General features: G+C 67.3%; 21 protein-coding genes. 10 read left to right on the top strand and 11 right to left on the bottom strand.

The window, feature by feature from the left end; all coding sequences use genetic code 11:
• Window positions 1-2: 2 nt before the first annotated feature.
• Window positions 3-515: a MarR family winged helix-turn-helix transcriptional regulator gene (locus GV068_RS09145; RefSeq protein ID WP_159697023.1), complete on the bottom strand. Its 513-nt coding sequence runs from the start codon at window positions 513-515 to the stop codon at window positions 3-5.
• Between the two features lie 113 nt (window positions 516-628).
• Here GV068_RS09145 and GV068_RS09140 point away from each other — a divergent pair, with 113 nt between their 5' ends.
• The 3 genes from GV068_RS09140 to GV068_RS09130 all read left to right on the top strand — a co-directional run bounded on the left by GV068_RS09140 (window position 629) and on the right by GV068_RS09130 (window position 8013).
• Complete coding sequence (locus GV068_RS09140; protein WP_159697022.1) at window positions 629-3439, top strand: EAL domain-containing protein; 2811 nt, start codon at window positions 629-631, stop codon at window positions 3437-3439.
• A gap of 112 nt (window positions 3440-3551) precedes the next feature.
• The gene (locus GV068_RS09135) at window positions 3552-6041 is read left to right on the top strand and encodes a penicillin-binding protein 1A (RefSeq protein ID WP_159697021.1); all 2490 of its coding nucleotides are present in this window, start codon (window positions 3552-3554) and stop codon (window positions 6039-6041) included.
• Window positions 6042-6204: 163 nt separating this feature from the next.
• Window positions 6205-8013, top strand: coding sequence for a DUF885 family protein (locus tag GV068_RS09130; RefSeq protein ID WP_308637064.1), 1809 nt, complete (start codon window positions 6205-6207; stop codon window positions 8011-8013).
• Between the two features lie 39 nt (window positions 8014-8052).
• Here GV068_RS09130 and GV068_RS09125 read toward each other — a convergent pair whose 3' ends face one another.
• The 4 genes from GV068_RS09125 to GV068_RS09110 form a co-directional block, all read right to left on the bottom strand.
• The gene (locus tag GV068_RS09125; protein ID WP_159697020.1) at window positions 8053-8568 is read right to left on the bottom strand and encodes a M23 family metallopeptidase; all 516 of its coding nucleotides are present in this window, start codon (window positions 8566-8568) and stop codon (window positions 8053-8055) included.
• 66 nt (window positions 8569-8634) lie between these two features.
• The gene (locus GV068_RS09120; protein ID WP_159697019.1) at window positions 8635-10482 is read right to left on the bottom strand and encodes a sensor histidine kinase; all 1848 of its coding nucleotides are present in this window, start codon (window positions 10480-10482) and stop codon (window positions 8635-8637) included.
• Window positions 10483-10573: 91 nt separating this feature from the next.
• Complete coding sequence (locus tag GV068_RS09115; RefSeq protein ID WP_159697018.1) at window positions 10574-11338, bottom strand: anti-sigma factor; 765 nt, start codon at window positions 11336-11338, stop codon at window positions 10574-10576.
• A complete protein-coding gene (locus tag GV068_RS09110) occupies window positions 11335-11823 on the bottom strand; it encodes an RNA polymerase sigma factor (protein ID WP_201303372.1) in 489 nt (162 codons plus the stop codon). The genes GV068_RS09115 and GV068_RS09110 overlap by 4 nt, the downstream gene beginning before the upstream one ends.
• Window positions 11824-11931: 108 nt before the next feature.
• Between GV068_RS09110 and GV068_RS09105 the strand changes: the two genes are divergently transcribed.
• Together GV068_RS09105 and GV068_RS09100 are read left to right on the top strand one after the other, a co-directional pair.
• Window positions 11932-13239, top strand: a complete 1308-nt coding sequence (locus GV068_RS09105; RefSeq protein WP_159697016.1) for a S8 family serine peptidase — start codon at window positions 11932-11934, stop codon at window positions 13237-13239.
• 95 nt (window positions 13240-13334) lie between these two features.
• A complete protein-coding gene (locus GV068_RS09100) occupies window positions 13335-13934 on the top strand; it encodes a hypothetical protein (RefSeq protein ID WP_159697015.1) in 600 nt (199 codons plus the stop codon).
• Between the two features lie 6 nt (window positions 13935-13940).
• Here GV068_RS09100 and GV068_RS09095 read toward each other — a convergent pair whose 3' ends face one another.
• The 3 genes from GV068_RS09095 to GV068_RS09085 form a co-directional block, all read right to left on the bottom strand.
• Window positions 13941-14780 (bottom strand): SDR family oxidoreductase, encoded by an 840-nt coding sequence (locus GV068_RS09095; RefSeq protein WP_159697014.1) that lies wholly within the window; start codon window positions 14778-14780, stop codon window positions 13941-13943.
• 11 nt (window positions 14781-14791) lie between these two features.
• Window positions 14792-15958 (bottom strand): mechanosensitive ion channel family protein, encoded by a 1167-nt coding sequence (locus tag GV068_RS09090; protein WP_229463950.1) that lies wholly within the window; start codon window positions 15956-15958, stop codon window positions 14792-14794.
• Between the two features lie 197 nt (window positions 15959-16155).
• Window positions 16156-16335, bottom strand: a complete 180-nt coding sequence (locus GV068_RS09085) for a DUF3606 domain-containing protein (protein ID WP_159697012.1) — start codon at window positions 16333-16335, stop codon at window positions 16156-16158.
• 185 nt (window positions 16336-16520) lie between these two features.
• Here GV068_RS09085 and GV068_RS09080 point away from each other — a divergent pair, with 185 nt between their 5' ends.
• The 3 genes from GV068_RS09080 to GV068_RS09070 are packed head-to-tail and all read left to right on the top strand — an operon-like array spanning window position 16521 to window position 19513.
• A complete protein-coding gene (locus GV068_RS09080) occupies window positions 16521-16844 on the top strand; it encodes a thioredoxin family protein (protein ID WP_159697011.1) in 324 nt (107 codons plus the stop codon).
• The gene (locus GV068_RS09075; RefSeq protein ID WP_159697010.1) at window positions 16841-18139 is read left to right on the top strand and encodes an MFS transporter; all 1299 of its coding nucleotides are present in this window, start codon (window positions 16841-16843) and stop codon (window positions 18137-18139) included. The genes GV068_RS09080 and GV068_RS09075 overlap by 4 nt, the downstream gene beginning before the upstream one ends.
• A gap of 45 nt (window positions 18140-18184) precedes the next feature.
• Window positions 18185-19513 (top strand): aspartyl/asparaginyl beta-hydroxylase domain-containing protein, encoded by a 1329-nt coding sequence (locus GV068_RS09070; RefSeq protein ID WP_229463942.1) that lies wholly within the window; start codon window positions 18185-18187, stop codon window positions 19511-19513.
• A 6-nt stretch (window positions 19514-19519) separates the two neighbouring features.
• On the opposite strand, the gene GV068_RS09065 is transcribed toward GV068_RS09070, so the two are convergent.
• Both GV068_RS09065 and GV068_RS09060 read right to left on the bottom strand, forming a co-directional pair.
• Window positions 19520-20344 carry a YdiY family protein gene (locus GV068_RS09065; RefSeq protein WP_308637061.1) on the bottom strand — a complete coding sequence of 275 codons (825 nt, stop codon included), beginning with the start codon at window positions 20342-20344 and terminating at the stop codon, window positions 19520-19522.
• Window positions 20345-20439: 95 nt separating this feature from the next.
• Window positions 20440-21732 (bottom strand): NCS2 family permease, encoded by a 1293-nt coding sequence (locus GV068_RS09060; RefSeq protein ID WP_159697009.1) that lies wholly within the window; start codon window positions 21730-21732, stop codon window positions 20440-20442.
• Between the two features lie 112 nt (window positions 21733-21844).
• Between GV068_RS09060 and GV068_RS09055 the strand changes: the two genes are divergently transcribed.
• Complete coding sequence (locus tag GV068_RS09055) at window positions 21845-23053, top strand: hypothetical protein (RefSeq protein ID WP_159697008.1); 1209 nt, start codon at window positions 21845-21847, stop codon at window positions 23051-23053.
• Between the two features lie 458 nt (window positions 23054-23511).
• Window positions 23512-24699, top strand: a complete 1188-nt coding sequence (locus GV068_RS09050; RefSeq protein WP_159697007.1) for a glycosyltransferase family 1 protein — start codon at window positions 23512-23514, stop codon at window positions 24697-24699.
• An 88-nt stretch (window positions 24700-24787) separates the two neighbouring features.
• On the opposite strand, the gene GV068_RS09045 is transcribed toward GV068_RS09050, so the two are convergent.
• Entirely contained in the window at window positions 24788-25750 is a 963-nt protein-coding gene (locus tag GV068_RS09045) for an IS1595 family transposase (protein ID WP_159697006.1), read from the bottom strand.
• Window positions 25751-25773: the final 23 nt, after the last annotated feature.

Raw genomic sequence — 25773 nt, 5'->3', positions numbered from 1 at the left:
GATTAAAGCTGGGCCAGCGGCACGCTGCCCGCCTCGTCGTCGGCGCCCAGCTCCGCGATGAGCTGATCGAGGTTGCTTTCGAGCTGCGCCAGCGTGGCCGGATCGAGGCTGGCCAGCGCGTCCGGCAGCACGCCGGCGAAAGGCATCGGCGCACGCTGCAGCACTTCGCGTCCCGCCGGCTGCACGTGCAGCGCGACGGTACGGCGGTCGGCGCCTTCGCGGCTGCCGGTCACGTAGCCGCGTTCGACCAGGGCGCGCACCAGGTTGCTGGCGGTGGACTGGTGGATGTCCAGTTCGCGCGCCAGCCCGGTGGCCCCGATGCCCGGATGTTGCTCGATCACCGAGAGCGCCCACAGCTGGGCGCCGCCGACGCCGGCTTCGCGCTCGACCTGGCGGAAGTGGCTCTTGACGGCATTGAAGACGATGCGGAACTGGCGCAGCACACGCATCGGCTGCTGACTTTCCGAAGGCGTTTGGGGCTGCTTGCCGGGAGTGGGGACAGGATTTTCGGACATGGCGCGATCATAGCGGAAAACCGGGCCGCCAGCAGGCGCGGCGCTGGCGGCCCCGGCCTTTGCGCAGCCGAAACGTGGCGCGACCCAGGCCGGCTTGCGTTAGGATAGGCGGCATGAATCGGCTGTTCGCCCATCCGCTGTTCCAGCGGCGGCGCACCGTGTCGCGCGCTGCCGTGGCGACCTCGCTGGCCGGCTTCGCGCTGACGGCTGTCCTGTTCGGCGTGGCGCGCCAGCTGGAGGCGGAGAGCGCGCGCGCCGATTTCGAGCAGGGCGCGGCAGTGCGCTCGGCAGCCATCACGCGCGCCTTCGGCAATGCCGTGCACGACCTGCGCTCGCTCAACCTGCTGTTCGCAGCCGGCAAGGGCGAGGTGTCGCGCGACGCCTTCGACGCGTTTGCCCAGCCGCTCGGCGCGGGTAACGGCTATCTCACCGCCCTCGAATACCAGCGTTTCGTCAGCGCCGCCGAGCGTCCCGCCTTCGAGGCGGCGCGCAAGCGCTTCTGGCCCGGCTTCACGATCCTCGAGCGCAGCCGCGGCGCACTGGCGCCGGCCGGACCGCGGCCGCGCTACCTGGTCATCGATTACGTGGTGCCGATCATGGAAAACGGCGGCGTGTTCGGCCTCGACGCCTGGGAAATCGGCGAGCAGCGCGGCTCGATCCAGCAGGCGATCGACAGCGGCGAGCCGACCGCCAGCCCGGTGCTGCGCCTGGTCCAGGGCAACGGTGCGCTGCGCGGCGTGCTGGTCTCGATGCCGGTTTACCGCCCCGGCGCCGAGCTCACCAGTGTGGCGGGACGCCGGGCGGCGGCGCTCGGCGTCACCGCCGTGGTGATCGATGCCGGCCAGCTTGCCGGCGGCAGCCTGGAAACCGCGCGCTTGCTAAGCGACGGCGCCTATGCACTGACGCTGTACGGGCGCGACGCCGCAGGCCGGCGCGTGGCCGTGTTCAGCCATCCCGGCGTGCCGCAGCCACAGCCGGCCTGGGAGCGCTGGCTCGGCGGCGGACCGATGGCGGGCACGCGCAGCTTCCAGGTGGCCGGCTCGGACTGGGACATGCGCGCGGTGCAGCTGTCGCGCCGGCTCGACGGCCAGGTGGGTTCGCTGTCCATCCTCGGCTACGGCTTCGTGCTGACCCTGGCCACCGCGGCCCTGGTGCAGCAGCGCAGTGCGCGCACCCGCCGCATCGAGTCGCTGGTCGAGCGCCGCACCGCCGACCTGGCCCTGACCGCGGGCGCGTTGCGCCTGCACCAGCGCGCCATCGAGTCGGCGGCCAACCCGATCCTCCTGATCAGCGCGACGCGTCACGGCTATCCGGTCGAGTATGCCAACCCGGCCTGCGAGCGCATCCTCGGCTATGGACCGGGCGAACTGGTGGGCAAACCCCTGGCCAGCCTGGCGCGCGCCGACAGCGACGAGCCGGGCCTGGAAGAGCTGCGCCAGGCCCTGTTCGAGTGCCGCAAGGCGCACGCGCTGGTGCACCAGGCCACGCGCGACGGGCGCGAGCTGGTCAGCGAGGTGTATATCGCCCCGGTCCGGAATGCCGAAGGGGCGACCGAGCATTTCGTGGTCACCACCTATGACGTCACCGTCGCCAAGCGCTACGAAGCGGAACTGGCGCACCGGGCGCGCTACGACACCCTCACCGGGCTGGCCAACCGCGCGCTGCTGGCCGACCGCATCGAGCGCGCCCTCGCCGGCGCCGACGGCATGCCGGTGTGGGCGGTGGCGCTCGACATCGACCACTTCAAACTGGTCAACGACACGCACGGGCGCCACGTCGGCGACGAGGCGCTGCGCGCGATCGCGGCGCGCATCGCCGGGGCCATGCGCCAGGCCGACACCGCGGCGCGGGTCGGCGGCGACAACTTCATGCTGGTGCTCACCGGCTGTGCCGACGAATGCCAGGCGGCGGCGCGGGTCCAGACGGTGCGCGATGCAGTGGCCGAGCCGCTGCAGGTCGAGGGCCACACCCTGGTGTTCGGTTCCAGCGCCGGCGTCGCCGGCTATCCGGCAGACGGCGCGGACCCGGAAACCCTGGTCAAGCATGCCGAGATGGCGATGTACCGCACCAAGCAGCTGGGCCGCAACACGGTCCACTTCTACGCGCCGCACATGAATGCCCACGCCAGCGACCGGCTGGCCCTGGAAGGGGCGCTGCGCGGGGCCCTGCGCGACGACCAGTTCGAGCTCTATTTCCAGCCCCAGATCGGCCTGAACAGCGGGCGGGTGGTCGGTACCGAAGCCCTGATCCGCTGGCGCCACCCGCATTTCGGTACCGTACGTCCGGAACGCTTCATCGCGCTGGCCGAGGAAACCGGCCTGATCGTCCCGATCGGCGCCTGGGTGCTGCGCTCGGCCTGCCGCCAGAACGTCGACTGGCTGCGCTCGGGCCTGGGGCCGCTGCGCATGGCGGTCAATCTGTCGGCGCGCCAGTTTTCCGAGCCCGACCTGGTGGACACTGTGCGCGGTGTGCTGGAGGAGACCGGCTTGCGGCCCGATTCGCTCGAGATCGAACTGACGGAAAGCGTGATGATGGCCGACGTCGAATCGGCCATCGACACCATGCGCTGCCTGAAGGCGATGGGGGTGAAGCTGTCGATCGACGATTTCGGCACCGGCTACTCGAGCCTGGCCTACCTGAGGCGCTTTCCCGTCGACGTGCTCAAGATCGACCGCTCCTTCGTGCGCGACATCGTCGACAGCGTCGACGGCGCCGCGATGGTGGACGCGATCATCTCGCTGGCGCACGGCCTGCGCATGCAGGTGATCGCCGAGGGCGTCGAAACTCTGGAGCAGCTCGACTACCTGCGCGGCTGCGGCTGCGACGAGGTCCAGGGCCACATCTATAGCCGCCCCGAACCCGTCCAGAGGCTCGAGCCGCTGCTGCGCCAGGGCTGGGTGCAGCCCACTCCGGTGCACGCGTGAGCCCGCCGCGCAAGCCGGACCATGGGCGCGGCCCCGGTCAGCTATACTTGCCACATAGCCAAGGCGCACATGCAAAGGCGCTTCACACGCATTCGCAGTAAGGATTTCTATAGTGGAACAGGAAGACAAGACCGATACCCAGCCAGGCGCGGGAAACAATGCACAGGACGGCTCGCGCCGCGCGGCGCTCGGGCGCCAGGGACGGCGCCTGTTCGAGGGCGCACGGGGTCGCGCCCAGGCCGGGTATTCGATGGCGCAGGCGCGCCTGCGCGACCGTTCGCGCATCGAACAGGCCGCGCTGATTGGCATGTGGACGGCAGCGGCCGGCCTGATGGCCTTCTTCCTCTACCTCGTGTTCCTGATTCCGCTCACGCCCGGCATCGACGACCTGCGTCAGGCCAGCACGGCGCGCCCGAGCGTGATCCTGTCCGCCGACGGCAAGGAGCTCGGCACCTTCGAGAAGGGCCTGCAGGAACGGGTCAAGCTGTCGCAGATTTCGCCGCACGTGATCAAGGCCCTGATCTCGACCGAAGACCACCGCTTCTACGAGCACCACGGCGTCGATTTCCGCCGTGTCGCCGGCGCCCTGTTGGCGACCCTGAAGGGCGATGCCCAGGGCGGCTCGACCATCACGCAGCAGCTGGCGCGCAATATGTTCCCCGACGAGATCGGCCGCGCGCGCAGCCTGAACCGCAAGATGAAGGAGCTGATCACCGCGATCAAGATCGAGAACACCTACAGCAAGACCGAGATCCTCGAGGCCTACCTCAACACGGTGCCTTTCCTGTACAACGCCTACGGCATCGAGATGGCGGCGCGCACCTATTTCGGCAAGCCGGCCGCGCGCCTGGACGTGCTGGAGGCGGCCACGCTGGTCGGCATGCTCAAGGGCACCCATTACTACAACCCGGTGGCCAATCCGGAACGCTCGAAGACGCGTCGCAACGTGGTGCTGTCGCAGATGGCCAAGCACGGCGCCTTCAGCGAGGAACGCTACCGGCAACTGGCCAAGCGCCCGCTGCGGGTACGCTTTGCGCGCCTGAACGACCGCAGCGGCAAGGACGACCACTTCACCGCCTACGTGCGCAAGTGGCTGCTCGACTGGGCCGAAGAGAACGACTACGACCTGCAGCTCGACGGCCTGGTGGTGCACACGACGCTGGACCAGGAACTGCAGGCGGCCGCCGAGCGCGCCGTCGAGCGCCAGTCCAATACTCTGCAGGCGATTGCCGACGTCGAGTGGGCCTATCAGGGCATGCCGCGCTCGACTTCCGCGGGCATGTACACGTCGATGCGCGACGAGGTCAATCCCTTCGCCTATTACTGGGCTTCGCATCCGCGCGAACTGGACGCCTTCGTCCGCGAAAGCGGGGAATACCGCCGCGCCGTGGAAGACGGCGAGGCGCCGCTTGATGCCTTGAAGCGCCTGAAGGGCGACCGCAACTTCATGCGCGACCTGAAGAGCGCCAAGTCGCGCCTGGAAGCCGGTTTCGTGGCGATGGACCCCAACTCCGGCGAAGTACGGGCCTGGGTCGGCAGCCGCAGCTTCGAGCGCGACCAGTTCGACCACGTGGTGCAGGCCGCGCGCCAGCCCGGCTCGACCTTCAAGCCGATCGTCTATGCGGCCGCGCTGGAGAGCGGCATTCCGCCCGAGCAGACCTACCGTGACGCGGTGCAGGACATCAAGGTCGGCGGCACGGTCTGGCGCCCGACCGACATGTCAGGGTCGAGCGGCGGCATGATGACGATGCGCGACGGCCTGGTCTACTCCAAGAACACCATCACCGCCCAGGTGATGCAGCAGGTGGGCATCAGCCCGATCGTGCGCCTGGCGCAAGGCATGGGCGTCCGCCAGAGCAAGCTGTCGGCGGTCCCATCGCTGGCCCTCGGCACCAGCCCCGTGACCCTGCTCGAGATGGTCAGCACCTACAGCACCATCGCCGCCCAGGGCGAGTACCGCAAGCCGGTGTTCGTGCGCCGCATTACCGACCGCGAGGGCAAGACCATCGCCGATTTCGCCCCGGACGCGCCGCAGCGCGTGTTGTCGCAGAATGCGGCCACCACCCTGATCGACATGCTGCGCGGGGTCGTCAACCGCGGCACCGGAGGCGGAGTGCGCTACCGCTTCGGCATCTACGGCGACGTCGCCGGCAAGACCGGCACCACCCAGAACAATACCGACGGCTGGTTCATCCTGATGCACCCGAACCTGGTGGCGGGCGCCTGGGTGGGCTTCAACGACAACCGCGTCAGCATGCGCAGCAGCTACTGGGGGCAGGGCGGCCACAACGCCCTGCTGCTGGTGGGCGACTTCATGAAGACGGCTTTCGACAACGGCAGGCTCGATCCGAACGCGCTGCTGCCGGGCGGCCGTCCACCGGCGCCGCGCCCGGCCGAGGAACCGGAGGAATACATCGAGGAAGGCCCGGGCGAACTGGAGATCGAGGGCATGTCCCCTGAGTCCGAGGTGCCGGATCCGGCCCCGATCGAGGACGCTCCGGCGCCGGTCGAAGCCCCACCGGCCCCGGTGCAGACGGCGCCGCCGCCATCGCTGCCGGAAGTCGTCCCGCCGCCGCCGACCAGCGGCGAGGACGAAGACTAAGTCAAGAGTGGGACCTCCGGTTTTGGCCGGACTCATCGCAGCTCATCAGCCTCCAGGTAGGGGCACCACGCCCCATGCGCGGGCAGCAAACAGCACGTTGACGCTATCGGCAGGATTGCCTTAGTATCAATTTCTGTCCATCCCTATCCTGAAGGAAGCAATCATGATGCGATTTTCCGTGTCCGCAATCAGCGTGGCATGCCTCTTGGCTTACGCCCCGCTTGCACTCGCGGAAGTTGCACAGCAGCCGGCGCGGACCAGCACCGCCGCCACCGCCGACGCGGCGAAATTGAAGCAACTGGCGGATGCCTACTATACCGCCGTCGCCAGCAATAATCCGCTGCTCGCCACCTTCACGGGCGATGCGCGCTATAACGACAAACTGGGCCTGGCGATCAGTCCAGTACAGCGCGCCCGCCATGATGCGGCGATGCGCGCCCTGCAGAAACGCCTGGCGCTGGTGGACCGGGCAAAGCTGGGCACCTCGGACCAGACCAGCTACGACATTCTCGCGTATGAACTCAAGCGGGAAATCGCGGCCGGGGCGTTTCCGAATCACTTGCTGCCGGTTGACCAGATGATGTTCACGACGCCACTGTTGCTGGCCAGCCTGGCAAATGGGCAGTCGTCACAGCCGATTTCGACGCCACAGGAATATCGGGTGTTCCTGGCACGACTAAAGGAATTGACGCCTTGGCTCGATCAGGCCGTGGTGAACATGCGCGCCGGGATCAAGGCTGGGATCGTGCTGCCGAAAGCCCTGGTCATTGCCGCGATTCCCCAATATCGCAAACTGGCCAGCCCCACGCTTGAGGCGAACCTGTTCTACGCGCCGATCGTCAATCTGCCATCGGGTTTTTCCGAGGCCGACAAACGCGCGCTGACTGCGCAATATCGCCAGGAGATCGAGAAGCGGCTCACCCCTGCTGCGCAGCGCCTGGCTGATTTCCTGGAAAAGGATTATCTGCCGGCCGCGCGCACCAGCGCCGGCTGGGGCGCCCTCCCCAACGGTAAGGCCTGGTATGAAGCCAAGGCAGCTGAATCGACCACGACCACGCTCAGTCCCGACGAAATCCACGAGATCGGCCTGCGCGAGGTCGCACGCATCCAGGCCGAGTTCGCGGTGGTGGGGCCAAAAATGGGGTACACCGGGGCTCCGGCCGGACTGGCAAAGTGGGCAGGGGCGCAAGAGAAGTACCGTCCCTTTAAAACTGCCGACGAGATCCTGGAGGTGTACCGCAAGCTCAATGCGGAAGTCGAACCGAAACTCGCTGCGCTGTTCACGCTTCGTCCCAAGGCGCCGCTCGAGCAGCGCCTGGAACCGGAACTGACGCGCGCCACGGCATCGGACCACTATTCTCCGCCGAGCCTCGATGGCAAACGTCCAGGTATTTTCTGGTCTGTCGTGAATGACCCGACACAGTATCAGAGCACCAAGATGACCACGCTGCTGCTGCATGAGGGAAGTCCTGGCCATCATTTCCAGCTGGCCCTGCAGCAGGAACTGTCGCTTCCGGACTTCCGCAAGTTCGCCTTGCAGTCGGCCTTTGCGGAAGGCTGGGCCTTGTATGCGGAATCGCTGGGCAAGGAGATGGGCTTGTACGACAAGCCGGATCAGTATTTCGGCCATTTGAATGACGAACTGCTGCGCGCAGCGCGCCTGGTCGTCGATACGGGCCTGCATGCCAAGGGCTGGACGCGAGAGCAGGCCATTAGCTATCTCATGGAGACCAATGGCTACACCGAGGCGGTGGCGACCAATGCGGTCGAACGCTACATGGCGTGGCCGGGCCAGGCCTTGGCGTACAAAATCGGCGGCCTGAAAATCGCCGAATTGCGGCGCGAGGCGCAGCAAGCGCTCGGCGCCAAATTCAGCCTGCCGGCATTTCATGCGGTGATCCTGGGAGGCGGGAGCCGCCCGCTGGCCGTCGTCGATACGGACGTTAAACGCTGGATCGCGCAGACGCGTTAAGCCGTACGCCGAAGCGCGGTCAATGAGCGCCAGGACCTGCTACGGCTTGAGCAGCGGATAGGGATTGACAGGTCCCTCCATGCCGTACACGCCGTAGTGCAGGTGCGGCGGCGTGCTGCGTGCATTCCCGGTATTGCCGACGTAGCCCAGCACCCGTCCTTGCTCCACCCGCATGCCCGGCGCCACGTCGGAATAGCTGTCGAGGTGGGCATAGTAGTGGCGTTGCCCGCCCGGTCCCAGCACCCACACCACCTGGCCGCCGAGCCGGTTGGTCCCGACCCGCAGCACGATGCCCTCGGTGGCGGCGCGCACCGCCGTGCCGCGCCTGGCGAAGATATCGATTCCTTCATGGCGGCGGCCTTCGCTGCGGCTAGCGTGCCAGGTGTCGCGCAGCTCGCGCGGGCGCACGCCATTCACGGGCATCGCCAGCACGGAAGGCGCCGGCATCGCGGCCAGCCGCATGGCGTAGACGGCATGGCGCAGCCAGGGTCCGAGCAGGCCCCAGGCTGCAAGCAGGACGACGGCAATCAACAGGCTGCGCAGGAAGATTCGCATGGCTGGTATTCCAATCCGCTCCGATGCAGGGCAGATGGGGACGGCCGCCGATTTTTTACAGGCCGCTCAGGCCGGGTCGAGCGTGGCCCGCGGCGCAACGGCTGCCTCGGCCTGCGCCACAGGCGTTTCGATAAGTGGGAACACCAGGGTGAAGGTGCAGCCCTGGCCGTGGCCGGCGCTGTGCACCGAGACGCGGCCGCCATGCAGCGCGCTGAGTTCCTTGACCAGGGCCAGGCCGAGCCCCAGGCCGCCCTGGGCGCGGTCGATGCTGGTCGGGCCCTGCACCAGCACGTCGAAGATGACCGGCAGCAGTTCCGGCGCCAGGCCGACGCCGGTATCGCTGACCTCGACCACGACCTCCTTGCCGCCGCTGGTCGTGCAGCGGACCGCGATGCTGCCGCCGGCCGGGGTGTACTTGATGGCGTTGTGCAGCAGGTTGTCGACGATCTGCTCGAGGCGGGTGCGGTCGCCCTCGACCCAGGCCGGCGCCAGATCGGCTTCCCAATGGTGGTTGCCGGCGTCCACCAGGCGCTTGGCTTCCATGCAGGAGCGCAGCACCTCGCCCAGGTTGACCGGCGCGCGCTGCAGCACGATCTTCCCCGACAGGATGCGCTGCACATCCAGCAGGTCGTCCACGATACGGGTCAGGTGGCGCATCTGGCGCCGGCTGATCTCGCGCGCGTTGGCGGCCAGTTCCGGTTTCACGTTCGGCATGTCGAGCACGCTCATGGCGCCGGAGATCGCGGCCAGCGGGTTGCGCAGTTCGTGGCCCAGCATGGCCAGGAAGTTGTCCTTGGCCCGGCTCTGGGCCTCGGCCACGCGGCGGGCACGCTGTTCGCTCACCAGGAGCTGCTCGCGCTCGTACTGCAGCGCCTGGCGCGCCGCGCTCTCGCGCGACAGGGCTTCGCTGGTGTAGTGCAGGCCGTCGAGCAGGGCGTCGACTTCGTCGACCTTGGTCGGGCGCGGCTTGGCGATGGCGCCGCGCGCCAGCGAATTGGCGACGCTGCCGGCCTGCTGCAGGGCCGCCGACAGCTTGTTGCCGAAGAAGACGGCGATCAGGACGGCCATGCCCATCAGGAGGATCAGGGCCACGGTGGCATAGGTGGCGGCGGTGCGCGCGGCCGATTCGATGTCGGCCACCGGCACGCCAATCACGATGGTCCAGCCGCTGACGGCGGAGCGCGTGTAGACGCCGTAGACCTCGGTACCCTCGTGGGTGGTGTGGCGCAGCACGCCGCTGCCGGCATGCTGGGCAGCGACCCGCATTTCCGGGTGCATCGGCTTGCCGGCCGCGTGCTGGCCAGTGTTGCGGGCAATGGTAACGCCATTCTTGTCGAAGATGCCGACCAGCCAGCCCTTGTCGAGCGCGCTGTTGGCGAACACCCGGTCGAAATAGCGGGCATCGAAGATCTGGCTGATCACGTAGCGGCGGCCCGGGCCGGGCGGCGAGGGCACGTCGACCGAGACCACCGGGCGCTGCGAGGTGGACCCGACGAAATTGCCCGAGACCCTGGTCCGTCCCGTGCCCAGCACCTCGTCGACATAGGCCAGGCGTCGAGCGCTCAGCTCGGTGCCGTAGGGCTTGAGGGTATTGAAGATGATCCGGTGCTGGTCGTCGACCAGGGTGTTCCAGGACAGCGGATCGTTGCCGTTGAGGCGCGTGGCAAGGCGATAGACGCGCGCATAGTTCGCGTCGCCCAAGGCTTCGGAATGGGCGATGACGCGCAGCAGGGCTTCCTTGACGGCCAGTTCGCGGTCGACCAGCAGCGCGGTGGCGCGCGCCGTTTCCTGGACCCGGTGGATGCGCGATTCGCGCTCCCAGTCGAGCAGCATCGACACGCCGATCCAGAACGCGAGCGCGACCGGGATCAGGATGGCGGCCGCCATCAGGAAGAGGTAGGTGCGGGTCTTCATGCGGCGGGACGTTGCCTTGGGTTCCTTGCGCTGGATCTGTACTGCGTGAATCTCCGAAGCTTAACAGCTAACTGCTGACTTGGTAAGTTATTCACTGGGGCGTTGCCGGGGCACGCTCCCAGCCGCGCTCGCGCACCGCCCGTTCGGCATCGGCATCGAGGGTGGCGCCGACGATGAGCGTGTCCACCGCATCGAGCACCGCCGCCGGCATCGCGGCGGCCGCCTGGCGGTATTCGCCGGCCTGCGGTGCGTCGGCGGCGAGCACGGGGATGCGCCAGGCGCCGCCTTCGCGGCAGGCCAGGCCGGCGCTGGCCCCCATCCGGAACGTGCGGCAATAGCTTCCCCGGCTCGACGCGAAGCTCAGGCCCACCTGTACGCCGGTGTCGCCGGGCTCGCGCGCCAGCTGCCGGTCGAGGGCCTGGGCGAGGCGACCGGTGGCGCTGAGTTCGCCCCCGGGCCCCTGCGCCAGGGGCAGGCCCGGTCGCTCCTTGAGACCGCCACTACCGAGGCTTCCCGCCAGCACGCCCACGATGAGCGCGGCGGCCAGGCCGCCCCAGCGCGTCCAGCTGGTGGCGCGCGGGACTGGCGCGGCCTGCTGGCGTGAAGCTGCCCGGCTCGCCTGCGCTGCGGCGAAATCGTGGACCCGGGCAGGAGCCGGCGCTTGCAGGCGCTGCGGCACCGGCTCGTCGAGCGTGCCGGCGAAGGCGGCAAACACGTCCTGGCGCAGGGCCTGGTGGCGCGCCACCGCCGCCGCCAGTGTGGGGTCGGTCCGGATCGCCTCGGCGATCGCCGCGCGCTGTGCCGGATCGAGTTCGCCGTCCGCATAGGCCATCAGGGTGTCGTCGTCGTAATTCATGCTTGTGCTTTCCTTGGATCGGACAGGATCTGTTGCAGGGCCTCGCGGGCGCGGGCCAGCCGGCTGGTCAGGGTGCCGACCGGAATCTCGAGCACCTCGGCCGCATCCTTGTACGACATGCCGTCCACCAGCACCAGGCCCACCACCAGCCGGTGCTCCTCGCTCAGCAGGCTCACCGCTTTCTGGATCGCGAGCCGCTGCTGGTGCGCGTGGGCGAAATCGTCGCCGACGTGCTCGCCCGCTTCTTCGGGCACGAACAGCTCGTCGCGCCGCATGCGGCTGCGCACTTCATCGATCCAGGCGTTCTTCATGATGCGGAACACCCAGCTGTCGAGCCGCGTGCCGGGCGTCCACTGTTCGCTGCGGCCGAGCGCCCGCTCCATCGCGACCTGGACCAAATCGTCCGCGTCTTCGCGATGGTAGGTCAGCGAGCGCGCAAAACGTCGCATTCGCGGCAACAGGGAGGAGAGTTCGCTAGCCAGCATGGGTCGTGTGTTTTCAGGTAAACGTGCGGCGGAGGGATTTTCTTCCATGCGCCGATCGTTTATTTCATATCCGCAGTGTCGTCAATTCGCATGATATATGATCAACCCATGAAACCGCTCCATCTGCTGCTTGCCGCCACCGTCCTTGGCGGGGCATTTCCCGCCCACGCGCAACTGGGCTTGCCGTCCCTGCCTTCCTTGCCTCTGCCGGATCGGATCGGCCCGCTCGGCACGGGCGCACTCCAGGCGCCGATCGGGCGCCTGCTCGACCGGGCGCCACTGGCAGACCTCGGCCGATTGCGGCTCGAGGGCCTGGCGGCCCTGGTGGCGCGGTATCCGGACCGGTTCGAGATGGATACGGCCGGGAACGTGGCGGTGCGTGGCGAGATCCTGGCCTGGTCGCCCGGTGAGGCCGGGTTGCAGGCGGCCGCGGCGGCGGGCCTGTCGATCGTGCGCGACGAGGCGCAGCCGGAGCTGGGCCAGCGCCTGGTGGTGTTGCGCGGCGCGGCCGGCCAGCGCACCGTCGGCCTCCTGCCTGTCTTGCGGGCGGCCGACCCGGATGGCGTGTATGACTTCAACCATGTCTATGCGGGCGGCGGCGGCGCGGGTGCGGGCTCCGGCGCCGCGGCGCCTTCCGCCAGCCCGCGTGGCGGGTCGGCTGTGCGGGTCGGCCTTGTGGACAGCGGCGTCGACGCCTCGCACCCGGTATTCGAAGACAGCAAGCTGCAGCGCTGGGGATGCGGCGGCGCGGCGCACCCGGCGCCCCACGGCACTGCAGTCGCCGCGCTGATGGTCGGCCAGTCCGAGCGCTTCAGCGGCGCGGCGCCCGGCGCCAGCCTGTTCGCAGCCGACGTGTATTGCGACGACCCGGCCGGGGGCTCGGTCGATCGCCTCGTCGCGGCTCTGGGCTGGCTGGCGCGTGAAGGCGTCGGCGTCGTTAACATCAGCCTGGTTGGTCCGCGCAATGCGGCGCTGGCGCGTGCGGTCGAAGCCATGCTGGCACGTGGACACCTGCTGGTTGCCGCAGTCGGCAACGACGGCCCGGCCGCGCCGCCGTTGTACCCGGCCAGCTATCCGGGCGTGGTCGGGGTGACCGGCGTCGACCGGCGCGGCCAGGTATTGCCGGAAGCCGGGCGCGGTCCCCAGGTCATGTTCGCGGCGCCCGGCAGCCAGATGGTCAGCGCCGTGCCCGGCAGTCCGCCTTACCGGCAGGTGCGCGGTACTTCATATGCGGCGCCGATCGTGGCGGCGCTGCTGGCCCGCGAACTGCCGTCGCCAGACCGGCAGGCGGCGCGGCGGGCACTGGACACACTGGTGCGTGTCGCCGGCGCAGGCGGCCAGGGCGAGATCAGCAATGTGGTCGGCCACGGCGTACTTGGCGCGGACCTCCGCATCGATCCGGCCCGACTGCGCTAAATATTTTTTTGCGCTGATGGAATAAATCGCTTCGGCCCGTCGTTCTCCTTGTATCGGCCGCGAAACAGGTTCGCGCCACTGACAAGGAGAACACCATGAAAGCCAACAAAATCGTTCAACAGCTCGCCATTGCCCTGTCGCTGGGTGTTGCTGCTTCCGCCCATGCCCAGTTGCTCGGCGGTGGCGGCGGCCTGGGAGGCTCCGTGGGCGGCATGATCGGCGGGGGCGGCATGGGCCGTATGGGCGGCATCGAAGGTTCAAGCATGCTGCGCGGCAGCGGCCGCCTGGATGCGGACATGGCGCGTCCGGCATCCGCCATCGCCGGCCGTGGTGTCGAGCGGGTGCGGGCGGCCGGTGGTATGGCGGCAGACAAAGCTGGCGAGCTGCGAACCTCCGCTTCGGAAGCGGCAGGCAGTGGAGGCGCCGCCGTGCAGGGCGGGGTGGCGACGCTGGCGGAGCGCTCGCGCCAGGGCGCGGCCAACGCGCAATCGGCGTCTGAAGGCGCAATCGGGTCGGCGTCGGGTGCGCTGGCGACCTCCGGCAGTCTTTCCGGTAGCGGCGACATGAGCAGCTCGGGGACGGGATCGGCCGCCGGCGCCCGCAAGCCGATTCCTGCGCAAGGAAGCGCCTCGGGATCGCTCACGCTGGAAGCGGGCGCGAGCGCGTCGGCAGGCCGCTCCGCCGGCGCCAACTAAACTTTCTTACAGAATCGGGGTCCCGCCCGTCACCGCGATGCGCGCCCCCGAAATGTAGCTGGCCTGGTTCGAAGCCAGCAGCACGTAGACCGGCGCCACCTCGGCCGGCTGGCCGGGGCGCTTCATCGGCACCTGCTGGCCGAAGCTCTCGACCTGGTCGGGCGGCATGGTGGCCGGGATCAGCGGGGTCCAGATCGGGCCCGGCGCCACCGAGTTCACGCGGATGCCTTTCTCTGCCAGCAGCTGGGCCAGGCCGGCGGTGAAGTTGGCGATCGCGCCCTTGGTGGTGGCGTAGGCCAGCAGGGTCGGTTTCGGGTTGTCCGAATTGATCGAGGTGGTGTTGATGATCGAGGAGCCCGGCGCCATGTGGCGCACCGCAGCCTTGCAGATGTGGAACATCGCCGTGATGTTGACCTTGAAGGTGTAGTCCCATTCCTCGTCCGGAATCTCCTCGATCGAATCGTGGGTCATCTGGAAGGCGGCGTTGTTCACCAAGACATCGATGCGCCCGAATTCCTGCACCGCGCGCTCGACGATGGCGCGGCAGTGGGCCGGTTCGGCCAGGTCGCCCGGCATCAGCACCGCCTTGCGTCCGGCTTCCTCGACGAGGCGCGCGGTTTCGCGCGCATCCTCGTGTTCGTTGAGGTAGGCAATCAGGACGTCCGCTCCTTCGCGCGCGAAGGCGAGCGCGACGGCGCGGCCGATGCCGCTATCGCCGCCGGTGATGACGGTGGCCTTGTCCTTCAGCTTGCCGGAGCCGACATAGCTGCTCTCGCCGTGGTCGGCCGGTGGATTCAGAAGCGCCTCGGTTCCCGGCGGTTCCTGCTGCTGCTTCGGCTGGTTCATGTGCTTTCCCTTCAATGTTTGAGGTAGCGAGGGCGGCCGCCCTCGGGGCTGTCCTCGTTGGCTGCAGCCTGGTCCGCGCCGCGCACGTCGCGCTGGTCCGGATCCTGGATCAAGAGGTGCTGCGGCCGCGGCGCGGTCGAGATGCCCAGGTCCTCGAACATCTGCATCGCATCGAGGTTAATTGCCTGCTGGGTGTCCATGTACAGGCCGTAGTCGGCGTCGAGCATGGTGTAGACAATCTCGTACTCGATCCAGTTCTGGTCCAGCGTCTTGAGGTGTGCGCGGTCGAAGCGCACCTTCTCGTGCTTGCCAATGATTTCGCCGAGCAGTTCCGGCACCCGCGCCGCCAGCTCGCGCGGAGTCGAGGGGCTGGCGCGCAGGGTGAACTGGATGCGGCGGGTCGTCATGCGGCGGTAGTTGTAGACGGTGTTGCGCAGCAGTTCGGCGTTCGAGATGATCACCTGCTCGCCGCCCACGGCGCGCACACGGGTGGTCTTCAGGCCGACATGCTCGACCGTGCCGCTGAATTTGTCGACCGAGATCGAATCGCCCACCTCGAACGGCTTGTCGACCGCGATCGACATCGAAGCGAACAGGTCGCCCAGGATGTTCTGCACGGCCAGCGCGATCGCCACGCCGCCGATACCGAGGCTGGCCACGAAGGTGGTGACGTTGATGCCCAGGTTGGACAGCATCGCCAGCATGAACACCACCCAGACCGTGGTCTGCAGCAGCCAGATCACGACCGTATGGGCGACGGTGACCTGCTGGTCCACCCCGCCGGGCTTGCGGCCGTGGCTCAGGAAGTAGCGGCGTGAGCCGATCTTGACGGCGCGGTGCAGGAACATCGCGAGCTGGAGTCCGAGCGTGAGGAACCACAGGTGACCCAGGCGCGCATCCCATGGTTCGGGCAGGTCGAGCACCGACAGGCCGATCAGGATCGCGGTGGCGACGATGGCCAGGGTGCCGGTGCGCGCCAGGGTCTTGCTCAGGACCTGGGCGATGGTGCGGTGCTGACGTTCCTCGCTCAGCCGGCCGAGGCGGCGGCGGAACAGGATCAGGGCGCCGTGCATCAGGATGTAGCTGGCGACCGCCGCGCCGATGGCGAACAGGGCGTTCGGCAGCGTGATGTCGAGCGAGGCGAAGAAATTATGGACGTTGGCGTAGAAATTATTCAAACCGGACTCCTTTTGGACGGGGCCGCCCATGCGGGAGGCGGCGCCGGCCGCGCGTGCCGGAGGAGCGGGGTAGGGCAAGCGGCGGGCGGCGCGGATGCAGCCTCACCGGTGACGGTGCTGCATGGACGCAGGCCCTCGGGCCCACGGGAATGCTGGATAGGGTGCTGCGGGAGCGGGCGCGCGGCCCGCTCCGTGGATCAGTGCTTCTTCAGGTGTTCACGCACGGCGTCGGCGCTTGGCCCGACCTGTTTCACGGCGCGTTCGAGCTCTTCCTTGCTCACACCCAGCGCCTCGGTCCAGTGGCGCACTTCCCATTCTTCATGCACGTTGATGCGGGCGCGGTCCTGGCCGCCACGGTTTTGCAGGTTGTCAGACATGGTTGTCTCCTTGATCACATTGCCTGGGTCCAGAGTGCCAGTCCCAGCAGAAGGCTTCCGTACGGTGTTTCACGTAACAAGATCATAACGACCAGGAATCGACCCGCAGGCCCGTGCCAGTGGCAACATTTTGAGGTACGCTTGCACTATCAACACCACCACCCGCACCAAGAGGAGGAGACCGCATGTCCGCACCCTATGAAACCGCCCAGCCCGAGCGCAGCGCCGTCGACGCGATGCCCGGCACCGTGATGCTCGATTTCGGCGCCAACTGGTGCGGCTACTGCCGCGCGGCCGAACCCCTGATCGACGAGGCGGTGTCTGGCAGCCAGGCGGTGCGCCACGTGAAGGTGGAGGACGGCCCGGGCCGGCCGTTGGGCCGTTCGTTCCGCATCAAGCTGTGGCCGACCGTGGTCGTGCTCAAGGACGGGCAGGAAGTGGCGCGCGTGGTGCGCCCGGTCTCGGCCGACGAAGTGCGCGTGGCGCTGGCCCAGGCCGGTGCAGCATGACGGTGCAGACAGCAGCAGCGCCCGTCAACAAGCCGCGCACCGTCCTGTTCGCCAGCCTCATCGGCACCACCATCGAGTTCTACGACTTCTACATCTATGCCACCGCCGCGGTACTGGTCTTCCCGCGGCTGTTCTTCCCGGCGGCCGACCCGGCCGCCGCCACCCTGCAGTCGCTCGCCACCTTCGCCATCGCCTTCTTCGCCCGTCCCGTCGGCTCGGCCGTGTTCGGGCACTTCGGCGACCGCATCGGGAGAAAAGCGACGCTGGTCGCGGCCCTGCTCACCATGGGGATCTCCACCATCCTGATCGGCCTGCTGCCGACCTACGCCGCGATCGGCACCCTGGCGCCGCTGTTGCTGGCCCTGTGCCGCTTCGGCCAGGGCCTGGGCCTGGGCGGCGAGTGGGGCGGGGCGGTGCTGCTGGCAACCGAAAACGCGCCGCCGGGCAAGCGCGCCTGGTACGGCATGTTCCCGCAACTGGGCGCGCCGCTCGGCTTCTTCCTGTCCGGCGGCACCTTCCTGCTGCTTAGCCAGTTGATGACGGATGAGGATTTCTTCAGCTACGGCTGGCGCATTCCCTTCCTCGCCAGCGCCTTGCTGGTGCTGGTCGGTCTCTACGTGCGCCTGAAAATCACCGAGACGCCGGACTTCCAGAAGGTGCTGGACAGCGACCAGCGCGTCAAGCTGCCGGTGCTGGCCGTGCTGCGCGAACACCGGCGCGCGCTGGTGCTGGGCACGATCGTCGCGCTCGCCACCTTCGTCGTGTTCTACCTGATGACCGTGTTCGCGTTGAGCTGGGGCACCACCAAACTCGGCTTCTCGCGCCAGCAGTTCCTGACCCTGCAGCTGGTCGCGGTGGTGTTCTTCGGCCTGACCATCCCGCCCTCGGCTCTGCTGGCCGACCGCTATGGCCGGCGCACGGCGATGATCCTGGTGAGCGGCGCGATCGCCCTGTTCGGCCTGCTGTTCGGACCGCTGTTCGGGGCGGCGACCCTGGTCTCGGTGGCGAGCTTCATGATCCTCGGCATGTGCCTGGTCGGCTTCACCTACGGTCCGCTCGGGACCCTGCTGGCCGAGATGTTCCCGGCCGAGGTGCGCTACACCGGGGCTTCGCTGACGTTCAACTTCGCAGGCATTTTGGGCGCTTCGCTGGCGCCCTACATCGCGACCTGGCTGGCCACCAATTACGGCCTGCCGTGGGTCGGCTATTACCTGACGGCGGCAGCAATGCTCAGCCTGTTCGCACTGCTGGCGATTGGCGCAAGCGCTCCGAAGGTACGGGCGGAAGTGGCCTAGGGTAAATATTGCTTGCCAACATGCATATGTCTGCACCAGAATGTATTGACGATAAATACAGTCGGGGCAGACGTGCAGCAGGCAGACATCCAGCAGATTGCGGCGCTCGAACGCGAGGCGCTCCAAGCTTCGTCCAGGAACGATGTAGGTCGGGCCAGCCAGCTATGGGAAAGCATCCTGGCGCGCGTGCCCGGCCACCCGCGCGCCTTGCGCTCGCTCTCGCACATCGCGTTCCAAGCCGGCGACCTGGCGCGCGCACGCAGCCTGCTCGAATGTCTTGTCGAGGCCGATGGACGCGAAGTGCAGCAGTGGCTGAACCTGTCCGTGGTCTGCCTGGCGATGGGGGACGAAGCGGCCGAGGAGGCCGCCCTGCGCGGCGCGCTCACGGTGGATCCCTATGACCTGGTGGCCCTGGTCCTGCGCAGCCGGCTGTGCATCCGCCAGGGCCGGCGCCAGGAAGCGGCCGCCGCCTGCTCGGCGGTGGCGGCGGTCGCACCGCCATTGGAGACCATCGCCCCGGACCTGCAGCCTGCGGTGCGCGAGGCGCTCGACTGGCACGCCGCCTACAACCGCGAATTCGGCAGCTTCCTGGACGACTACCTGGCGCCGTTCTACCGCGAACTGGGCGGTGAACACGGAAGCCGCGAACTGCGGCGTTTTCGCGAGTCGGTCGAGGTGATGACCGGCCGCAAGCGCCGTTACGATCCGCAGCCGCAGCTCTTCCATTACCAGGGCCTGGCGCCGGTCAGCTTCTTCGAACGCAGCGACTTTCCCTGGCTCGATGCCTTCGAGGCCGCCACCGAGCAGATTCGCGACGAATTCCTGGCCGTGCTGGCGGAGGACCGCGGTTTCACGCCCTACATCAATTATTCGGACGACCAGCCGCTGGCCCAGTGGGCGGAGCTGAACCGCAACCTGGACTGGAGCGCCTTCCGCCTGATCGACAATGGCGCGCGGGTGGAAGAGAACGCGGCGCGCTGCCCGCGCACCATGGCCCTTTTGGGGAGCGCGCCCCAGCCGGACCAGCCCGGACGCACGCCGAGCGCGATGTTTTCGCTGTTGAAGCCGCGCACCCGGATTCCGCCGCACACGGGCGTCAGCAACGTGCGCCTGGTGACGCACGTCCCCTTGATCGTGCCGCCGGGCTGCGGTTTCCGGGTCGGGAACGACACCCGCGAATGGGAAGTGGGGAAGGCCTGGGTGTTCGACGACACCATCGAACACGAGGCCTGGAACGACAGCGACGAGATGCGTGCGGTGCTGATCTTCGACGTCTGGCACCCGGCCTTGTCGGCCGCGGAACGGGCAATGATCACGGCGATGAGCGCCGGGATCAATGCCTTCGCGAAGAGCGCAGACGGTTTCGGTCTTTGACTCGGTTTAGAACGAATAGACCATCGTCAGCGAGGTCTGGGTATCGGTGTTCTTCTTGCCGATCGGGACGCTGGTGTCGTTGCGGGCGCTGAAGCCCGCCTTCATCTGCATGGTCGAATTGATCTTGGTGCTGAGGGAGGCCTCGGCCACCGAGTGGGTGTTGGAGGTGCCTTTTTCGACGCTGACGCTCTGGGCGAAGTAGGCCGAGGGGCTGACGCGCCAGCGGAACTGGGCCGCGCCGCGCACGGTCAGGCCGCTTTCTTCTTCACCGGTGGCGCGCTCGCCCGCGAAATAGCCCGGACCGATCTCCACGTCCAGGGTCTTGTTGCCGGTGTTCAGCCACTGCGAACCGTGACCGACGGAAACCGACGAATAGCGGGTATAGGCGCCGAAGCGGTCGTTGACGTGGGAGCCCAGGATGAAGGCGCGCTTGCCTTCGCCCAGCAGCTTGAACGAGGCCTTGGCCGACGCGGCGAAACGCTCGGCCGACTTGCTGCGCTCGATGTTGCCCTCGTCGTCTTCGTACTCGTCTTCCTTGAAGAAGCCGCTCACGACGAATTCGTGGCTCCAGGTCGCGGTCTCGTGACGGGCGTCGATCTTGCCCGTGATCGAGGTACCGGTGGTGTTGCCGGAAGTCGTGATTGCGCCAAGCTCGGCCGACGTGAACCAGCCGCCTTCGGGAATCTCGGGCAGGGCCACCGTAAGCGGTGCATGCGGGTTGCCGATGGGCGGCATGTTGTCATCGGCCATGGCGAGGCCGCAGAAGGTCATGCTGAGGGGCGCGCAGAGCAGGAGCGCCGGCGCCTTTGCCAGGAAGCGGAGAGAGTTCATAAGCCTCGTGTTGCCGACAGGATGCGCGACATTGTAGCGCAAAGACGGCGCGTTTCGATGCTTTCCGACACAATTAACTCAATCCGCGTAGCCGTTCAGGTACCGACGTAGACGATCTTGAAGGTGAACAGGGCCGCAATCACCCACACCACCGGCGCCACTTCACGCGCGCGCCCCGTCAGCAGCTTGAGCACGGCGTAGCTGATGAAGCCGAAGGCGATCCCTTCCGCGATCGAGAAGGTGAAGGGCATCACCAGCGCCGTCACCGCGGCCGGGATGCTCTCGGTGGAATCGCCCCATTCGACTTCGCCCAGGTCGGACAGCATCAGGCAGGCCACGAACAGCAGGGCCGGCGCGGTGGCATAGGCCGGCACCACGCCGGCCAGCGGCGCGATGAACAGGCAGGCCAGGAACAGCACCGCGACGGTCAGGGCCGTCAAGCCGGTGCGGCCGCCCGCCTGCACGCCCGAGGCGCTTTCCAGGTAGGCGGTGGTGCTCGAGGTGCCGAGCAGGCTGCCGGCGACGATGGCGCCGCTGTCGGCCAGCAGGGCCTTGTTCAGGCGGTCCATCTTGCCTTCGACCAGCAGGCCGGCGCGGCGCGCCACGCCCATCAGGGTGCCGGTGGCGTCGAACAGCTCGACCAGGAAGAACACGAGGACCACGTTCAGGACGCCCACCGAGAGCGCGCCCGGGATATCGAGCTGGAGCAGGGTGGGCGAGATCGAAGGCGGCGCCGAGAAGATACCCTTGTAGGTGTTCCCGCCGAAGAAGAACGAGAGCACCGTCACCAGCACGATGCCGATCAGGATCGCGCCTTTCACGCGCAGGCGGTCGAGCGCGACGATGGCGAAGAAGCCGACGATGGCCATGATGGCTTCCGGCTTGTGCAGGTCGCCGGCCTTGACCAGGGTCGGCTCGCTGGCCACCACGATGCCGGCATTCTTCAGGGCGATCAGGGCCAGGAACATCCCCAGGCCGACCGTGATCGCGACCCGCATCGATTTCGGTATGCCGTTGACGATCATGCCGCGCAGGCCCAGCAGCGAAACCAGGATGAACAGGCAACCGGAGATGAACACCGCGCCCAGCGCCGCCGGCCAGGCCACGCCCATGCCCAGCACTACGGCATAGGCGAAATAGGCATTCAGGCCCATCCCCGGCGCCATCGCGATCGGGTAGTTGGCGTACAGGCCCATCACCGCGGTGCCGAGCGCCGCCACGATGCAGGTGGCGACGAACACCGATTCCTTCGGCATGCCGGCGTCGCCCAGGATCGAGGGATTGACGAAGATGATGTACACCATCGTCAGGAAGGTAGTCAGGCCGGCCAGCAGTTCGGTGCGCACGTCCGTGCCGCTTTGGGTGAGCTTGAAGAATCGGTCGAGCATCGAGGGCTCCATGGTTGTTTTGGCTGAAGCATAACATCGCGCAGGCCTGGGGCGCGTGCGCCTGCATGCTAATGCGCTAACATGGCGCTTCCATCATCATCGAAGCATTGTCATGCCAAAGAATAAGCGCCCGCTGCCCCGCACCTCCAACAATCCGCGCGAACCGGACAGCGCGTCCCAGGCCCAGGAACTGGCCGACCTCGCCCTGGCCATCGCCGAGCGCGAAGAAGCGCCCGGCTTCGGCAGCGCGGACGAGCGCGAGGAAGAACTGCTCGCGGCCGTGCGCAAGCTGCTGCGCAAGAAGCGCGACGACGCCTTGTACGAAGCGATCGAGATCGCGCGCTATACCGACCCGGAAGCCTGCCGCCTGCTGCGCGGCCGCATCGAAGAAGAAGCCGCCAACCTGCGCCTTCGGCGCGAGGACGGCAGCGAATACGAGATCGACGCCTTCCTGATTCCGCTGTTCGTGCGCAGCCCGGGCGGGCTGCAGGCCGAACAGGCCTTCCAGGACCCGGATGCCTTCGAGCTGGTGGCCACCAGCTTCCACCCGGCCGGGCTGGAAAGCGCAGGCGGCAAGGTGGTGCTGGTCCAGCATGCCTACGACCTGGCCGAGATCGACCACATCTCCTACTCGACGCTGCAGGAGATGCTGCGCGAGGCCGCCAGTTCGCTGCTCGAGAAGAAGCTGCAGCCGGCGCCGACCATCGAAGCCAGCGTCCGCGGCTGGACCGGCGAGCGCTTCGCGCCGGACGAGTCGGCGCTCGAGCTGCGCTTCCTGCTCGGCTTCTCGCTCAAGCGCCTCGATGATCCCTTCTATGCGGTGCCGGCAGACGAAGCCGGCGCCGACGCCTGGTATGGCGCGCGCGAAGAACGCTACCGCAGCTGGACCATGCAGGCCGCGCCGCTGGTGCGTCGCCTGCTGGCGGCGGATCCGGACGCGATCCACGTCGACTTCCTCTACCAGGACCTGTTCTACGGCGCCAAGGAGCAGGGCGTGAGCGAACTCACCACGCTCGGCGTCCTGTCCGATGTGGCGCGCACCCTGAGCGCGAAGGACCTGGATGCCGATCGCGTGCATGCGGCGGTGGCGCCGCTCGATGCCGGGGAGCACATCGTCCTGCGCATCAACCTGTACGCGCTCGACGGCGGCAGCCCCTGGGGCAGCGTCGAAACCCCGGTCGACCTGGCGGCCGACCTCGGCGCCGAGATCGACAACCTGTGCGACGCGCTGCTCTCGCTCGGCCTGGAAGGGGTGTCGGTAGCCACCGGCTTCAGCGAAGACGGCCATGCGGAAGGCGCGGAACCCTACCAGCCGGGCTGAGTGCGGCGGGCGTTGATCCGACAAGGCGCCCATGAGCTACTTTCCTACTACCTCGACGGTAGCCGGCGGCCGTGCCGCCGGGCTAACCCAAGCATGCTTTCCGAATGAAAAACGTAATATTTGACGCATCGCCAGCGGGCGTTTGCGGGGCTTTCCACGCCCGGGTACGGTAAAAAAAGTGTTGACTTTTCGTAGTGGATTTTCTTGTATGGATGTAGGAAATCCCCTACATGAGTGCGCTCATCCGTCTTCTCTCTCCTATGAGGGCCTGTTGTAACATCTGGTTGCAACATTACCTATTCGAAATATTGCAATGCATAAATGAAAATATTAGAAATTTTGCATGTTACGATTCGGGGGTCCGGTACGCCACAGCGCGTTTCCGGGGACTGGCTCTGAGAGAAAAACTGCCAGGCTTTGCCAACAAAATAGCGCCACGAAGGCGAAAGGAATTGAATATGCCGACCTTGATCGTGTTTTGCCACCTGCGTTGGGACTTCGTCTTCCAGCGTCCACAGCACCTGATGACCCGTCTGGCGGAACACTACGATATCCTGTTTGTCGAGGAACCGGTGTACAGCGAAGGAGAGGCATACCTGAAGAAGACGGCCGTCGCGCCGAACATCACCGTGTGCCGTCCGCATACCGCGATCCATGCACCAGGTTTCCATGACGACCAGCTCCCGACCCTGCAGACCCTGCTGGCCGACCTCGTCCCGAGCGACGAGCAGCCGGTGGTCTGGTTCTACACCCCGATGGCGCTGCCGCTGCTGCAGGGCCTGAACCCGTCCAAGATCGTCTATGACTGCATGGACGAACTGGCGATGTTCAAGAACGCGCCGAAGCAGCTCCTGCAACGCGAAAGCGCGCTGCTGAACATGGCCGACGTGGTCTTCACCGGCGGCCCGAGCCTGTACCAGTCCAAGCGCGACCGCCATGCCAACGCCCACTGCTTCTCGAGCAGCGTCGACGCCAAGCACTTCCGCCAGGCCCAGGACCGCGAGATCTCCCACCCGGACCAGGCCCACATCCCGCATCCGCGCCTGGGCTTCTACGGCGTGATCGACGAGCGCCTGGACGTCGAACTGGTGTCGAAGATGGCCGATGCCCATCCGGAATGGCAGATCGTGATGGTCGGCCCGGTCGTCAAGATCGACCCGGCGACCCTGCCGAAGCAGCCGAACGTCCATTACATGGGCCAGCGCACCTACGACCAGCTGCCGCAGTTCCTGGCCGGCTGGGATGTCTGCCTGCTGCCGTTCGCCATGAACGATTCGACCAAATTCATCAGCCCGACCAAGGTGCTCGAATACATGGCGGCCGAGCTGCCGGCGGTCTCGACCCCGATCACCGACGTCAAGGTCCCGTACGGCGACGTGGTGGCGGTAGCCGCGACCGCGGAAGAGTTCATCGCTGCCTGCGAACGCCAGCTCGCGCTGAGCGACACCGAACGCCAGCAGTTGGCCAAGCGCATGCGCGAAGTCGTTGCCGGCACCTCCTGGGACCTGACCGCATCGCGCATGCACGAGCTGATCGAGCAGGCCGTACCGGGCCGCCACGCGCGCCTGCCGGCCAACCAGGACGCCGCCCGCGCCGACGTGCTGCCGGTGAAAACCAGCGCGGTACCGGTCGCGAAGAGCGCGTAACAGGGTAAGCGGCCAGCGCATCTGCGCTGGCTGGCGACGGCACGGCGGCGGACCCGGAAGGGTACCGCCGCCGTGTTCTTTGGCGCTGTCATCGCTGGGTGTGGAAAAGGCCGATTGCCCTCTCAAGCAGCTGCTCTGGCGCCGCGATGCGCTCGCCGTCCAGTGCCCAGCGCCAGCCGAGATAGTTCGGCAAGTATCGCGAAGCCACGCCGTTGAAACGTGACAACCAGCCCCGCAGGCGCTGGTGGTAGGCGTTCACGTTCTGGACGTGGACCGCGCCCCGCACGCGTTCGCCCGCACGCAGATTGACGAACGCGTGTGCAATACGCGCCTCGCGAGCAAAGGTCCGGTAGGCGCGGTGTCCGTCTGTCACTAATAAAATGTCCGGATCAAGGACGGGCAGCAGGTGCCGGTGCAACTGTCTGGCCGTGACCGCGGCCCGTCCCGTGACGAAGGAGCAGGTCAGGCCGCTGCGGTCGCGGGCAACAAGGATGCAGTCGTGCTGGTGGCCGATGCCCCGGTGAGGCGCCACGCCGCCGCGCTTGCGCGCGGGCCGCTCCAGCTGGCGCGATCCCTTTTGCGATTCGAGCAGGAACATCTCATCCGCCTCGGCAATGCCGGCGAGGCGCTCGGGCTGATCATGACGCACACCGTCGAGGAAGCGGTGGCGCCAGCGAAAGCTGGTGTTGCGATGCACGCCGATCAGTTTCGCCGCTGCCCGTACGCTGCGCGAGCCGAGCATTTCTTTGAGATAGTCCAGCCACTTCGATCGATAGCGCAACCGGGCCAAAGGCGTACCGCTCAGGGCGCTGAAGGTGCGAGAGCAGGCACGGCAGCGGTAGCGCTGCAGACCTCGGACGACACCGTGACGATAATGGCGACTGTTGCCGCAAGAGGGACAGCACAGCGGATCGGGCCGCGCACTGTCGATTGCCTCGCACACCTTGTCCAGGCTAATGGCCGGGCGCAGGGCGTCGACCAGTTTCGAACGCTGTTGCCTGGTGAGCGAATCAACCTGGCGTAGCAAGCGGCGAAAGCCTTCCGACTTCATCGTCCCTCCTGGTCATTTGACTC

The sequence above is a fragment of the Massilia sp. 9I genome, from assembly GCF_902506415.1.
Classification (GTDB): Bacteria; Pseudomonadota; Gammaproteobacteria; order Burkholderiales; family Burkholderiaceae_D; genus Telluria.
This window is presented reverse-complemented; position numbering and strand designations above follow the sequence as displayed.

Bases quoted from the DNA above. Each gene is read 5' to 3' on its own strand.
- GV068_RS09145 (WP_159697023.1), bottom strand. From the start codon at position 515: ATGTCCGAAAATCCTGTCCCCACTCCCGGCAAGCAGCCCCAAACGCCT.
- GV068_RS09140 (WP_159697022.1), top strand. From the start codon at position 629: ATGAATCGGCTGTTCGCCCATCCGCTGTTCCAGCGGCGGCGCACCGTG.
- GV068_RS09130 (WP_308637064.1), top strand. From the start codon at position 6,205: ATGATGCGATTTTCCGTGTCCGCAATCAGCGTGGCATGCCTCTTGGCT.
- GV068_RS09125 (WP_159697020.1), bottom strand. From the start codon at position 8,568: ATGCGAATCTTCCTGCGCAGCCTGTTGATTGCCGTCGTCCTGCTTGCA.
- GV068_RS09120 (WP_159697019.1), bottom strand. From the start codon at position 10,482: ATGAAGACCCGCACCTACCTCTTCCTGATGGCGGCCGCCATCCTGATC.
- GV068_RS09115 (WP_159697018.1), bottom strand. From the start codon at position 11,338: ATGAATTACGACGACGACACCCTGATGGCCTATGCGGACGGCGAACTC.
- GV068_RS09110 (WP_201303372.1), bottom strand. From the start codon at position 11,823: ATGCTGGCTAGCGAACTCTCCTCCCTGTTGCCGCGAATGCGACGTTTT.
- GV068_RS09105 (WP_159697016.1), top strand. From the start codon at position 11,932: ATGAAACCGCTCCATCTGCTGCTTGCCGCCACCGTCCTTGGCGGGGCA.
- GV068_RS09100 (WP_159697015.1), top strand. From the start codon at position 13,335: ATGAAAGCCAACAAAATCGTTCAACAGCTCGCCATTGCCCTGTCGCTG.
- GV068_RS09095 (WP_159697014.1), bottom strand. From the start codon at position 14,780: ATGAACCAGCCGAAGCAGCAGCAGGAACCGCCGGGAACCGAGGCGCTT.
- GV068_RS09085 (WP_159697012.1), bottom strand. From the start codon at position 16,335: ATGTCTGACAACCTGCAAAACCGTGGCGGCCAGGACCGCGCCCGCATC.
- GV068_RS09080 (WP_159697011.1), top strand. From the start codon at position 16,521: ATGTCCGCACCCTATGAAACCGCCCAGCCCGAGCGCAGCGCCGTCGAC.
- GV068_RS09075 (WP_159697010.1), top strand. From the start codon at position 16,841: ATGACGGTGCAGACAGCAGCAGCGCCCGTCAACAAGCCGCGCACCGTC.
- GV068_RS09065 (WP_308637061.1), bottom strand. From the start codon at position 20,344: ATGAACTCTCTCCGCTTCCTGGCAAAGGCGCCGGCGCTCCTGCTCTGC.
- GV068_RS09060 (WP_159697009.1), bottom strand. From the start codon at position 21,732: ATGCTCGACCGATTCTTCAAGCTCACCCAAAGCGGCACGGACGTGCGC.
- GV068_RS09055 (WP_159697008.1), top strand. From the start codon at position 21,845: ATGCCAAAGAATAAGCGCCCGCTGCCCCGCACCTCCAACAATCCGCGC.
- GV068_RS09050 (WP_159697007.1), top strand. From the start codon at position 23,512: ATGCCGACCTTGATCGTGTTTTGCCACCTGCGTTGGGACTTCGTCTTC.
- GV068_RS09045 (WP_159697006.1), bottom strand. From the start codon at position 25,750: ATGAAGTCGGAAGGCTTTCGCCGCTTGCTACGCCAGGTTGATTCGCTC.